The 12,197-nt window shown below is 64.8% G+C and carries 10 protein-coding genes; all 10 read right to left on the bottom strand.

Annotated features, from left to right (window positions below):
• The gene (locus ABID19_RS01970) at window positions 1–1,101 is read right to left on the bottom strand and encodes a siderophore-interacting protein (protein ID WP_354487568.1); all 1,101 of its coding nucleotides are present in this window, start codon (window positions 1,099–1,101) and stop codon (window positions 1–3) included.
• Window positions 1,094–3,094 carry a Fe(3+)-hydroxamate ABC transporter permease FhuB gene (gene fhuB / locus ABID19_RS01975; protein WP_354487569.1) on the bottom strand — a complete coding sequence of 667 codons (2,001 nt, stop codon included), beginning with the start codon at window positions 3,092–3,094 and terminating at the stop codon, window positions 1,094–1,096. Before fhuB ends, ABID19_RS01970 begins: the two co-directional genes overlap by 8 nt.
• On the bottom strand, window positions 3,087–3,965 hold the full coding sequence (locus ABID19_RS01980; RefSeq protein WP_354487571.1) for an iron-siderophore ABC transporter substrate-binding protein: 879 nt from the start codon (window positions 3,963–3,965) through the stop codon (window positions 3,087–3,089). Before ABID19_RS01980 ends, fhuB begins: the two co-directional genes overlap by 8 nt.
• A 78-nt stretch (window positions 3,966–4,043) precedes the next feature.
• Window positions 4,044–6,209: a TonB-dependent siderophore receptor gene (locus ABID19_RS01985; protein WP_354487572.1), complete on the bottom strand. Its 2,166-nt coding sequence runs from the start codon at window positions 6,207–6,209 to the stop codon at window positions 4,044–4,046.
• A gap of 121 nt (window positions 6,210–6,330) precedes the next feature.
• Window positions 6,331–7,233 (bottom strand): helix-turn-helix domain-containing protein, encoded by a 903-nt coding sequence (locus ABID19_RS01990; RefSeq protein ID WP_354487574.1) that lies wholly within the window; start codon window positions 7,231–7,233, stop codon window positions 6,331–6,333.
• Between the two features lie 117 nt (window positions 7,234–7,350).
• Entirely contained in the window at window positions 7,351–8,181 is an 831-nt protein-coding gene (locus tag ABID19_RS01995; protein WP_354487575.1) for a 3-methyl-2-oxobutanoate hydroxymethyltransferase, read from the bottom strand.
• 1 nt (window position 8,182) lies between these two features.
• Window positions 8,183–8,644, bottom strand: coding sequence for a D-ribose pyranase (rbsD, locus tag ABID19_RS02000; protein ID WP_354487577.1), 462 nt, complete (start codon window positions 8,642–8,644; stop codon window positions 8,183–8,185).
• Window positions 8,641–9,621 (bottom strand): ribokinase, encoded by a 981-nt coding sequence (locus ABID19_RS02005; protein WP_354487580.1) that lies wholly within the window; start codon window positions 9,619–9,621, stop codon window positions 8,641–8,643. The genes rbsD and ABID19_RS02005 overlap by 4 nt, the downstream gene beginning before the upstream one ends.
• A gap of 11 nt (window positions 9,622–9,632) precedes the next feature.
• The gene (locus ABID19_RS02010) at window positions 9,633–11,150 is read right to left on the bottom strand and encodes a sugar ABC transporter ATP-binding protein (protein WP_354487582.1); all 1,518 of its coding nucleotides are present in this window, start codon (window positions 11,148–11,150) and stop codon (window positions 9,633–9,635) included.
• 62 nt (window positions 11,151–11,212) lie between these two features.
• The gene (locus ABID19_RS02015) at window positions 11,213–12,178 is read right to left on the bottom strand and encodes a sugar ABC transporter substrate-binding protein (RefSeq protein ID WP_354487584.1); all 966 of its coding nucleotides are present in this window, start codon (window positions 12,176–12,178) and stop codon (window positions 11,213–11,215) included.
• Window positions 12,179–12,197: the final 19 nt, after the last annotated feature.

Genomic DNA, 12,197 nt, shown 5'->3' on the forward strand with positions numbered 1-12,197 from the left:
TCAGGTTCGGTCGTTCTGCCGCGCGGTATCGCCCTCGAAGCCGTAACGCCAATAGGCGACCACGAGATGCGCATCGCGCGCCAACTTCCGGTCCTGCCTGAGGTAGGACCGGATGGCGCGGAAGCTCTTGTGCTCGCAACCGACCCAGGCGAAGACGCTGCGGTCGTCTTCGGGCCAGGGCACGTCCCGGACCGCGTCCTGAAGCAAAGTCGGATTGCCTGGCGCGACGCCATTCCTATGCAGCCATTTTATATCAAGCGCGGCCTGCGAAAGCAGCTTTTGCTCCTCGTCGCCATCAGCGACTTCGATGCGGACGACGGCGTGCACGCCTGCCGGCAGCGCCTCCACTATGCGGCCGATCGCGGGCAGGGCGGTCTCGTCGCCGGCAAGCAGGCACCAGTCGGCCTGGGGGATGTCGCCGCCACCCGGCCCGGTCATCCCGACGATGTCGCCGATGCGTGCGTTGGCTGCAAAGCGCGCGCCGGGCATGCCATCGCCCTCATGCAGTACAAAGTCGATGTCGACCTCGCCCTTTTCGACGTCGATACGGCGGATCGTGTAGACACGTACATCAGGCCGTCGTTCCGCTTCGGGCCATACCGGACGGCCGTCCACGCCGGTGATCGGCCAGGCAGGTGCGGCGCCATCCCTGGGAAGCAGCAGACGGACATGAAGTCCGCCGGTCGCGAAGCGCCGCAGGTCATTTCCGGCCAGGGTCAACCGCCGCATATGTGGCGTTACATTGGCGGTCTGCACAACGCGCATCTCGCGGAAATAGGGTAGCGGCTGGCCCGCCGCTCCATCGCCCTGCCAAACGATGCTGGGGCTCTCCGCCGCTGCGAAATGCAGCAGATGCTCGGCGATGGAGAGCTTCACATAGGCCAGGGACGTCTCGTCCCTGCCTTCGGCAAAAACCTTCAGGCAGCGTTGGTAGGCCTCCATGCTGGCCGAGCCGAAGGCCGTGTCGATGCGGCTGCAAGCGCCGTCGACGGCGACATCGCCGTGATCGGCAAAATGCGCGCAAAGCCGCGTCATGATGGCGTGCGGATAAGACAGCACGATTTCGGCGGATGCCTTGAGGTTCCTCGGCATTTCAACCATGGCGCGGCACTCCTTTAGCGAGCAGATGGACGAGATAAGGTCCGCCAAGCAATGAGGCGAACAGGCCGACGGGCAGTTCGTATGGAAAGGCCACCATGCGCGACAGCCAATCCGACACGATCATCAGCAACGCCCCGAACAGGACCGCGCCGGCGAGGTGAAGGCGGGCGCGGGCAAAGCCGATCAGCCGCGCGAGGTGCGGCGCGATGAGACCGACGAAGCTCAGCGGCCCGACGAACATTGCGGCAAGCGCGGTCAGGACTGCGGCGAGAACGATCAGCGTCAGCCGACCGCCCGCAATTGGCAGGCCGAGCCCGCGTGCGGTATCTTCGCCGAGCGGCAGGATATCGAGCCAGCGGGCGGCTAGAAACAGCGGCAATGTCAACAGCATCAGGCAAACGACCATGACCCAGGCATCGACGCCGGTCGCCTGGCTGGTCGAACCGCTGAGCCAGCGCAATAGGACATAGGACTGCGCGTTTCCCATGGCGATCGTGGCAGTGATCACGGCGCTGCACAGCGCGCTCATGGCGATGCCGGCAAGCAGCAACCGCTCGGAGCCGAATTTCGCCCATGCGGCGATTGCCAGCATGGCGATCAGCACCGCCAGCGAACCGAAAACGGAGCCGGCGAGCTGCCAGCCGGGGCTCGCCGTCGCGCTGACCATCAACACCGCTGTCAGGCCGGCGCCGGCTCCGGTGCCGACTCCCAGCACCTCGGGGCTTGCCAATGGATTGCCGGTGATCCGCTGGATAACGACGCCCGCCGCCGCAAGCATGGCGCCGGCGGCTGCCGCCACGCCGATCCGCGGTACGCGCCAGGCGGCGAGGTCGGAAAGCATCTCGCCGCCGGCGATCGACCAGCCCGCCGGACCGCGCCCGACGACAAGCGCCACCACCGCCGCAACAAGGGTCAGCAGAAGCAGCAGCAGGATGATGAACCGGCCGGCCTTGCGCGGAGATGTGCCTGATGTGCCGAGGTTCGGCCATTCGAGCAAGCGCAGCCTCGGCAGCAGCCAGAGCAGAACCGGGCCGCCGAGAAGCGCGGTGCCGGCGCCGGTCGGAATGCGTTCGCCACCGGCGCCAGCCGCCAGCTGTACCAGCCCATCCGTCAGCCACAGCAGGATGGCACCGATCAACGGCGCGGCCAGCAGCTTTTGCCCTAGCGAACGCGCGCCTGAAAGCGTGGCGAGCGCGGGTGCTGCAAGGCCGACGAAGCCGATGACGCCGACCTCGGCGGCCACCGTGGTCGCCATCCACACGGCAAGCGCAATGACGAGGAAGCGGCTGGTGTGACGCGCTATGCCGAGACTGCGTGCCGAGGCGTCGTCAAGGCCAAGGATCGTCAGTGGCCTGAGCAGCAGCAGGGCGGCGCCGGCGCCGAGCGCCAGCCTGGTCGACAGGGCGATGGTCGGGTCCCAATCCTGCTGGACCAGCGATCCGCCGCCCCAGATGAACAGCGAGAACAGATAGTCGCCATTGGCCAGGATCAGGGCGGCGCTGATGGCGCTCGCGGTGAGCGCCACCATCATTCCGGCAAGCACGACGGAGACGGGCTCCAACCCGCGCCGCCAGGTCAGCGACAGAACCAGCAGCACCGCGGCGATGCCGCCGGCAAAGGCGACCGGCCCTTGTGACCGTTCCATCAGGAACGGCGCGTAGACGGAGGCGGCCGTCATGGCGAGTTGCGCGCCGGCCGAAATGCCGAGCGTCGACGGTTCGGCCAGCGGGTTGCGCAGCACACGCTGCAGCAAAAGGCCGGACAGGCCGAGAACGGCGCCGGCCAGCACCGCCACTGCCGCGCGCGGCAGCGTGCTGTAGAAAAGGATGACATGATCGAGGTTGACGCCGTCGCTCGTCGGCGCGGTCGGCCACTGCGTGCTGATGCGCCATGCGAACAGCAGCGCCGCCACCGCCGCGAGGAGGCCCCAGAGCGCGATCGGCGACAGCGCACGGCCAGCCGTGGGGCGCTCGGTCATGGCGCGGTCAGCCATGACCGGCCAGGGCCGCCGTCGCCAGCCATGCGAAGCGGCGTGCCGAGGGCAGGCAGCCGAAGTGATTGATGGGCTCAAGCAGGGCGACACGGCCCTCGCGGACAGCCGGCAGGGCATTCCACAGCGCGTTCTCGGGAAGCGCGCGGCCGACATCGGCCGGCAGCGGCGAAACGACCAGGATCGAGGCGTCGGGAACGCGCGCCAGCGCCTCCAGCCCGACCGGAGCGGCGGCGCTGTAACTCGTCTCGTCGGCCCAGGCATTCTCCAAGCTGAGACGCAGCAGCACGTCGCCAAACATGGAATCCCGGCCAAAGGCGCGGAAATGGCGTGAATCGCCCAGGCTGATAACGAAGACCGGCCGCCTGGAGTCAGCCGGCAGAGTAGCGCGCAATCGCGTGATTTCGACTGATGTCTCGTCGACGTAGCGTTTCGCCTCGGCCTGTCGTCCGAGCTTTTCGCCCAGCGCCAGCGTCGCCGCTTCGGCGAGCGGGTATGGCGGCACGCCAGGCGCGTAGACCGTTTGCGCAAAGACCGGCGCGATGCGCTCGAGCATCGGGCGCTGGTATTCGTAGAAACTGGAGATGGCGACAAGATCCGGCGAGACGACGTGCAGCAGTTCGTAATTGGGCGTGCCGCGCAGCCCGAGATCGGTTACCGATCGCGGCACTTCGGGTTCCACCGCCAGCTTGCGGAACTGGATCAGTTCGGTCGCCGCGACCGGCTCGATGCCAAGCGCGATCACGGTTTCCAGCATGCCCCAGTCAATCGCCGCCACGCGCAGCGGCGCAGCTCTGGCGGCGATCGGCGGCAGCATGGCCGCCATGCCAAGCGCGAGCACCCGCCGCCGGTTGGGGAAGGGGATTATCGCCAAGGTCTACCTTTTTGTTTGACCATGATCTTTTCCGAAAACCGGTCTCCACGTTTCGGGGTCATGGTCTACAGCACATGACTACCAAGTCGTGTGGGCCTTCAGCTTGAACGACCGGCCTTCGCCATAGGAACAGGTCAGGGTCGTCTGGCAGCTTGCCACGTATGTCTTGTCGAAGAGATTGGTGATGTTGAGGTCGACGCCCCAGTTCTCCTTCTCGTAGCCGAGCTTCAAATCGGCCAGCGTGACGGCCGGCACCTTCGCCGTGTTCTCGTTGTCTGCCCATGAGGAGCCGAGGTGACGCACGCCGGCGCCAATCGAGACGCCGTCATACCAGTCGCCGCGGAAAGTATAGTCGACGGATGCGGAGACCATGAGTTCGGGCACGATGAAAGGTGTCTTGCCGATCAGCGCCGGGTTGGTGTCCTTGGTGATCTCGAGGTCATAGGCGGTGAAAGCACCCGTCACCCGCAAATCCTCGGTGATATTTACCTTGCCCTCGAGCTCCACGCCGCGCGAGCGCACCTCGCCCCTCTGAACCTGAGCAAAGGGATTGTCCGGACTTGCGACGGCCACGTTCTGACGGGTGAGGTCAAACACCGACAGCGTGAACAGGCCATCGACGAAGGTCGGCTCATATTTGACGCCAACCTCGTATTGCACGCCCTCTTCAGGTTTGAACAGATCGCCATTCGCATCGGTTCCGATGATCGGATTGAAGAATGTGGCGACGCTGGCATAAGGGGTGATGCCGTTGTCGAACACATAGGCGAGACCAGCGCGGCCGGAGAAATCGCCAACGTTGCTGCTCTGTGAGCTGGAAGTCGCCGAGTAGTAGGTCGGGCCGTTATCGGCGCTAAGCCAACCCCAGTCGTAGCGGCCGTTCAGCGTCACCAGCCAGCCGTCTCCGAAGCGGAGCTGGTCCTGCGCATAGAAGCCGAGCTGTTTCTGCGTCAGGTCCTGGTTGAGATAGCTGACGCGAGGCGTTAGCGGCGAACCATAGACGGGGTCGAATGCATCGATCGGTGGAGTCGTCCCAAATAGGGCCGACGACTGCACCTGGTCGATGTTGTAATATTTGTAGTCGATACCGGCCAGCGCCGTATGTTCGATCGCGCCGGTCTCAAATTTGCCTTCGATCTGGAAGTCCGACAGAAATGTCATGACGTCGGTATCGTGGCCGAAATTGATGCGATCCAGTTCCGTCGCGCTCGCCCAGCCGTTGGGGTAGACGCTGACCTCGTCGATGGATGCCGCGCCGAAGCGCGTGTTGGAACGCACTGTCCAGTCATTGTCGAAGGTGTGCTCGAACTCGTAGCCGATCGAGCCCTGTTCGCGCTTGTAGAGATCGATGGACGGTTCTGTGAAGTTGGCGTCGGGATCGATGCGTCCGTAGTTGACGCCGCCGACTATGTGATCCACCACCGTTCCATCATAAGGCAGGAAGTTGCCGCCATTGTGGTTCTCGTCGATATGGCTGAAATTCGCGAGCACCGTCAGCCGGGTCTGATCGTCGGGCTGCCAGGTGATGCTTGGCGAGATGAAGCCGCGCCAGCCGTCCTGCAGATCGCTATAGGTGTCGCCGCCGGCGACGCGGCCGTTGACGCGATAGCTGACCACGCCGTCGCTGGCCACGTCGCCGACGTCGAAGCCGAGATAGGCCCTACCGGCGTCGTTGATGCCGGTTTCGACATAGCGCTGCCTGCCGTCGGGACGCTTGCTGACATAGTTGACGATGCCGCCCGGATTGCTGCCGCCATAGAGCACCGAGGCCGGACCTTTCAGCACTTCGATGCGCTCGACCCCGAAGGAATCGATGTAAAATCCGCCGAAGCCGTAGCTGAACAGCTGCAGGCCATCCATGTAGATGCCGGTGTCCGTCGCCTGGAAGCCACGGATGAAAATCCAGTTGGTATCGCTGTCGGGACCGAAGGGCTGCGTGAAAACGCCGGCCGTATATCGCAGCGACTCGTCGATCTTCTGCGCTCCCTGATCGTCGATTTCTTGCCGTCCGATCACCGAGACGGATTGCGGGATCTCGGTGAGTTTGGTCGCGGTCTTAGACCCGGTCTTTGTCTCCTTGGCGACGACGCCGTCGACAGGTCCGGTCGCGCTGTCGCCGGCCTCGCCCTCGACCACCACAGGCTCGAGCTGGGTGTTGTTTTGCTGGGCGAACGCGCTCACGGACGGGATCAAAGCGAGGGCGGCGCCCGCCAACAGCGGCTTCATCCGGCAGATTCTGTTCATTAAGCAAACCCCAGGGTTCTCGAACGCATATACCTGACTGTTTACCTCAGCTTATGTCGGGATCATTGGATGGATTTGCGCGGTTTGTCGGTTTTTGTCCCAAAAGGCCGATATTGCGATTTCATGTCGCGGAAATCTTGCTGCGCCTGCCGGCACTCTTCATCCACGCACCAGGCGTCAATCCGACGACGGATTTGAACACCCGCGTCAGATGGGCCTGATCGAAAAAGCCGGTTGCTTCCGCGATATCGCCGAGTGAGGCGGATTCATGCGCCATCATTGTCTGAATTTTTCGAACCCGTGCCTGCATCTGCCAACGGTGCGGCGGTATACCCGTAGCCGCCTTGAACGCGTGGCTAGTTGCGGTTTCCGACAGGCCGGTCAGCGCGGCCAGATCGGCGAGACGGATCTTGCCCAGGCAATGCGCGTCGATGTAGTCGGTGACCAGGCGCAGTTTTCGACGAGACAGCGGCGTGCGGCGCCGCTGTCCGTCCGGTTGGCCGATCTCGAAAAGTCCGGCGAACAATGCGTTGAGCAAGCCCTCGCCGTAGAGATCGTGCATCGGCTGGCCGCTGTTGCATTCGGCCGCGATCAGGCCGGCAAGCATGGCGATCCGGTCGTCGCGAAACTGAAACCGCGACACATGCAAGGCGTCGCGGTCCAGGCTCCCGCCGAAGCGGCGCGTCAGCGCTGCCTCGTCAAAATGCAGATCGAGATGCTTGATGCGGCGCAGGCCCTCGACCCTGCCTCTGATGGGGACCCCGGCCGCTATGTAGGCCATCGAAAATGCCCGGTCGTGACGGCGCAATTCGCCCTGCGAACCCTCGACGAAAAAGGCGCCGTCGCCATCGACATCCAGCGTGACAAAGAGCCGGGGGTCGGGAGAGACATAGTGGCCTCCCGCATTCGCTCCGCACGAAACGTCCCAGAGGTCGGCGACGACGCCGTCCCAGACATGCCCTTTCAGGCCGCCAATGACGGAAAAACCCTGGATGCGACTTTCCATGCGTGGTGCGAAGGCCACTTCCCGTTTCCCTGTGATTGCATGATCTCTCGGCCTTGATATATTTCATGATGAAAATTATCAAGTTTTATAGAGACAGCAGCGGGCAAGCGGTCCGAGGTTTGGCGAATTGGGACTCTAATTTCGCGCTGCTTCGAGACGCGCGCGAAATTCCTCGAGCTCCGCTTCGGCGATGGCTGCGACTTCGGTCTCGCCTGGATAGCTCCCGCCGGCTACCTCCTTGCGGAAGCCCGACAGCGCCTCGACCCGCGCGTCCCTGACGGCTTGGTGCAAGGCGGCCAGATTGCCCCAGGCGCGGGCGTGGCGGGGCAGGCGAGCGCTCTCGCCGCAAATGTCCGAGGTGAACAGGAAGATGACGTCCGCCTCGGCGCCTGAGCCGAGCGATACGGTGACCAGCGAGGTGCGGCGGTTGATCTCCGCCATCACCTCGGCCGCGATGATTTCGCATTCGACGGCGAAGGCGCCGGCATCCTCGAGCCGCCGGAAGCGGTCCCACAATTCCAGCGCCTCTACGGCGGTCTTGCCGACCGATCTGATGCCGCCGACCCAAGTGGATTTGCGCGGCACGAAGCCGAGATGCCCCATGACAGGGATCTGTTCGTTGGCGAGCAGCCGGACACTGTCATGGCCGCGCCCGGTGATCACTGCATCGGCGCCTGAGGTGACGGCGCCAAACGCCGTGCGCAGGATCTCGTCGCCGGTGATGGCGTCGGCGAAGCCGAGGGCAGCTGTCACGAAAACGCGCCGCGACCCTTCGCGCACGCGCAAAACGTTGGCGGCGCGGCAGACGACCATCTCGACACCGGCGGCCTCGGCGGCGGCCGCCTCATCGGCCGTCTCCGCCGTCACCTGGGCGGCATGCTGCCCGGTGCCCTTGAGCGCGCGCAGGCCCGCAACGGTTACGCTGCGCTCGACCTCGCGGCCGCCGAAATCGAAGATGCGCGGCATCTCAGCCTTTCAGCTTCTTGGCGTAGTAGTCCGGCGCCACCACGCCAGGCTTGGAGAACCAGGCCGGTACGTCGACGCCGGAATAGAGCAGGATGTTGCCCCACGGATCGAAGGCGCCGGTGCGCACGATGACCTTGGCCTTGGCCGCCATCTCGCCGAGGATGGTCTCGTGCTTCGTGGTTTCGAAATCGGCGTCGGGGAACAGCCGCTTCAGCTTGGCCAGCAGCGGCGCATTGTGCACCGGCAGCGTGTCGGCATAGCCGACGCGCTCGGCGATGTAATTGGACGCGATCGGCGCCAGCACGGTTTCGAGGTCCGGCACGTCAGGCGAGATGGCGAGATCGATGCGCCAGGCGCTTGACGGAATCGGAAAACCCGCATCGCAGACGATCATCAGGTCGCCATGGCCCATCGAGGCGATGGCGTGCGCCAGTTCGGCATTGAGCAGCCGGTTTCGGTTCATGTCGTTTCCTTCTTTGTTGTCCTTAGGGGCCATGTTGTCTTCAGGGCCTCAGCATAGAGCGCGTCTGCCTTGGCCCGCTGAGGCAGGCCGGGAATAACGCCGAGTTCGGTGCAGGCGATCGCGCCGCAGACGACGCCGAAGCGGACCGCATCGACGATGTCGCGGCCTTCGGCAAGCGCCACCGCGAAGCCAGAGTTGAACGCATCGCCGGCGCCCGTCGTGTCGACCACGCTGACCGGCACCGCCGGCACCATGACGTCGAGCTCATCGGTCAGGATCAGCGCGCCGCTGCGGCCGAGCGTCACCACCACATTGCGGACGCCGCGGCGGCGCAACTCGCCGGCGAGCGCGCGCGAGGAGCGCGGATCGTCGGCCGGCAGACCGAGCAGAATGCGCAGCTCGCTCTCGTTCGGCGTCAGATAGTCGACGGAGGCGAAGATCGCGTCGGGAAGCTGGCGTGCCGGTGCGGGATTGAGGATGGTGCGGGCGCCATGCTTGCGGCCGAGCTCCATCGCGCGGGCGGCAGCAGCGATCGGCACTTCGAGCACGGTCATGACGACGTCGCTTTGCGCGATGCGCTGGTCCGCCGTATCGACAGTCGCGGCATTCATCAGCTCGTTGGCGCCCATGTCGAGGATGATGAAGTTCTCGCCCTTGTCGTTGAGGATGATGAAGCCGACGCCGGTGGCGCGCTCGGCGCGCGCCGTGACCAGGCTCGAATCCACCCCTTCGGCGGCGTAGAGATCGGTGGCGATGCCGGCCAGCTTGTCGGTGCCGATGATGGCGAGCAGCGACGAAGCGGCGCCCAGCCTTGCAGTGGCGACGGCCTGGTTCGAACCCTTGCCGCCCGGTCCCATGTCGAAATCGGTGCCGAGCATCGTCTCGCCGAAGATCGGCAGTTTTGGCGCCCGCATGGTCAACCCGACCGCAAAACTGCCGACGATTGTGATTTTGGGCGTGATCTTGGGTGTGGTCATCAATGCCTCGTTCAGGACGCCATGGCGCGCGCCAGGATCGCTTCCTCGTTGATGCCGGCGCCGGTCAGTTCACCCGAGATCCGGCCGTTGCGCAGCACCAGCACGCGCTCGGCGTTCATGATCAGTTCCGGAATCTCCGACGAGATCATCACCACCGCCACGCCTTCGCCGGCAATACCGCGCAGGATGGCGTAGATCTCGGCCTTGGCGCCGACATCGACGCCGCGCGTCGGCTCGTGCAGGACCAGCACGCGCGGATTCGTAACGAGGCTGCGCCCGAGGATGATCTTCTGCTGGTTACCGCCCGACAATGTCGCCAGTTTCTGGCCGAGATGTGAAATGCGCGCGTCGAGCCGGGCGACCTGCGCGCGGGCTTCGCGGCGGACTGCGCCGCGCCGCATGAAGCCGGCGAGCGAAAAGCGCGGCAGCGACGCCGAGACGACATTGTTGGCCACGCTCATCGACAAAAGCGCGCCGGCGCCGCGCCGGTCCGCCGGGACCAGCGCCATGCCGTTGCGGATCGAGGCATGCGGGTCGGCGGCGCGCAGTTCCTTGCCGTCGATTGTGATGCGGCCGCTGCGGCTGCACAGGCCGAACAAGGCCTCGCCGAGCGTGTCCTTGCCGGAATCCGGCAGGCCGCCAATGCCGAGGATTTCGCCCGCGCGGGCGCTAAAACTCAGCTCATCCAGCCCCGGTGCGGTCAGCTTCTCAACGGAGAGTACGACTGGCGCGGCATCCGACCGCGCTTCGGACTGCAGCGACCACTGCGCCGCCGTGTCGAGATCGCGGCCGACCATGGCGCGGATCAGCCGGTCTTCCGACAGGCCGTCATTGTCCAGCGTCTCGATGGTGCGGCCGTCGCGCATTACGGTGATGCGGTCGGCAAGATCGAGCACTTCCTTCAGATGATGCGAGACATAGATGACGCTGACGCCTTCGCTGCGCAATTGCCTGATAATGTCGAACAGCCGCTCGCTCTCGCGTTTGGAAAGCGCCGAATTGGGCTCGTCGAGGACAAGCAGGCGGGCACGCTGGCGGATGGCGCCGGCGATCTCGACCAATTGCATTTCGGCGACGGAAAGCCGGCCAACCCTCGTGTCCGGATCGAGCCTGCCCATGCCGAGCCGGGTCAAGGCGGCCCGCGCCTCGCGCCGCATCTCCTCGCGCGGCACGAATGATACGGCCGAGCGCGCCGCCATCTCAGACATCATGATGTTGTCGGCGACGGTCAGCGTCGGGCAGAGCGCCAGTTCCTGATACACCACGGTGATGCCGGCGGCCCGGCTGGCCAGCGGCGAGGCGATGGTGGCTTGCTTGCCGTCGATGCGGATTTCGCCGCCGTCCGGCTGCAGGTCGCCGGCAAGGATGTTCATCAAGGTCGACTTGCCGGCGCCGTTTTCGCCGATCACGGCATGCACCTCGCCGGCACGGAAATCGACGGAAATGCGGTCGAGCGCCAGCACCCCGGGGAACCGCTTGGTCAGTCCGGAGATTTCGACGATGGGGGTAGGGGACTGTTGCTCTGTCATTGGCTGGCTGAACGAAGAGCCGCCGACCCAAGGCCGGCAGCTCCCGTCACGCTGGCATGTTACTATTTGGCGACCTCGGCGATGTTTTCCTTGGTGTAGACGCCGACGCCGGTGTCGAGATTTTCGATCGTCTGACCTTTCAGGAACTGGACGATCAGATCGACCGCGGCAAAGCCCTGCTTCTCCGGCGCCTGGTCGATCGTGGCTTCGACATTGCCGTCCTGGACAAGCTGCACCGTCTGGTCGAGCAGGTCGAAGCCGACCACCTTGACCTTGTCGGCGGCGTTGTTGCGCTCGACCCAGGTGCCGGCGGCCGGCGTCGAGCAGCATTCGAGCGACAGCACGCCCGAGATCGCCGGATTGGCCAGCATGGCGTTCTCGATCGCGGCATAGATCTTCTGCGGGTCGGTCCCGGTGTTGAGCGTCGAGACCACCTCGATGCCGGGCTCGGCGGTAAGCGCCTCGCGCGCGCCCTTTTCGCGGTCGAGCGACCACTGGGCGGCGGCGTCGATCGTGGTGATCATCACCTTGCCCTTGTCGCCTAGCACCTTGGCCATCAGCTTGCCGGCTTCACGACCCGACTGGACGAGATCCTGGCCGGCGAAGGCGAGGCGCTTGCTCTCCGGATTGTCGGTGTTAAAGGTCACCACCGGGATGCCGGCTGCGATGACGCGGTCGATCAGCGGCGCCAGCGCGTCGGTCGAGACCGAGGAGATCGCCAGGCCATCCATCTTGCCCATCAGCGTTTCGATCTCGCTGATCTGGCCGTCGGCGTCGGCGCCGACGGGACCGATGAATTGAGCGCTGACCTTATCCTCCTTGGCGGCGCGCTCGACGCCGGCCTTCATGAACGGCGCGAATTCGTTGGAGACGTCATGATAGGAGACGTAGATGTCGAGCGGCTCGCCGGCGGCGATCTTGGCCTTGATACGCTCGGCCAACGCGAAATCGGTCAGCTTGGCGCCGGCATGGGCCGACAGCGGCAGCAGGCTGAGTGCGGCTGCGAGAATGACATGTCTGAGTTTCATGGATAGTCCTCCCTGTTGT

It is taken from the genome of Mesorhizobium robiniae (assembly GCF_040545535.1).
GTDB lineage: Bacteria > Pseudomonadota > Alphaproteobacteria > Rhizobiales > Rhizobiaceae > Mesorhizobium > Mesorhizobium robiniae.

What these genes read in the sequence shown, in the direction of transcription:
- ABID19_RS02010 (WP_354487582.1), bottom strand. Translation starts at nt 11,150, where the DNA reads ATGACAGAGCAACAGTCCCCTACCCCCATCGTCGAAATCTCCGGACTG.
- fhuB (WP_354487569.1), bottom strand. Translation starts at nt 3,094, where the DNA reads ATGGCTGACCGCGCCATGACCGAGCGCCCCACGGCTGGCCGTGCGCTG.
- ABID19_RS01995 (WP_354487575.1), bottom strand. Translation starts at nt 8,181, where the DNA reads ATGCCGCGCATCTTCGATTTCGGCGGCCGCGAGGTCGAGCGCAGCGTA.
- ABID19_RS01985 (WP_354487572.1), bottom strand. Translation starts at nt 6,209, where the DNA reads ATGAACAGAATCTGCCGGATGAAGCCGCTGTTGGCGGGCGCCGCCCTC.
- ABID19_RS01970 (WP_354487568.1), bottom strand. Translation starts at nt 1,101, where the DNA reads ATGGTTGAAATGCCGAGGAACCTCAAGGCATCCGCCGAAATCGTGCTG.
- ABID19_RS02015 (WP_354487584.1), bottom strand. Translation starts at nt 12,178, where the DNA reads ATGAAACTCAGACATGTCATTCTCGCAGCCGCACTCAGCCTGCTGCCG.
- rbsD (WP_354487577.1), bottom strand. Translation starts at nt 8,644, where the DNA reads ATGAACCGAAACCGGCTGCTCAATGCCGAACTGGCGCACGCCATCGCC.
- ABID19_RS02005 (WP_354487580.1), bottom strand. Translation starts at nt 9,621, where the DNA reads ATGACCACACCCAAGATCACGCCCAAAATCACAATCGTCGGCAGTTTT.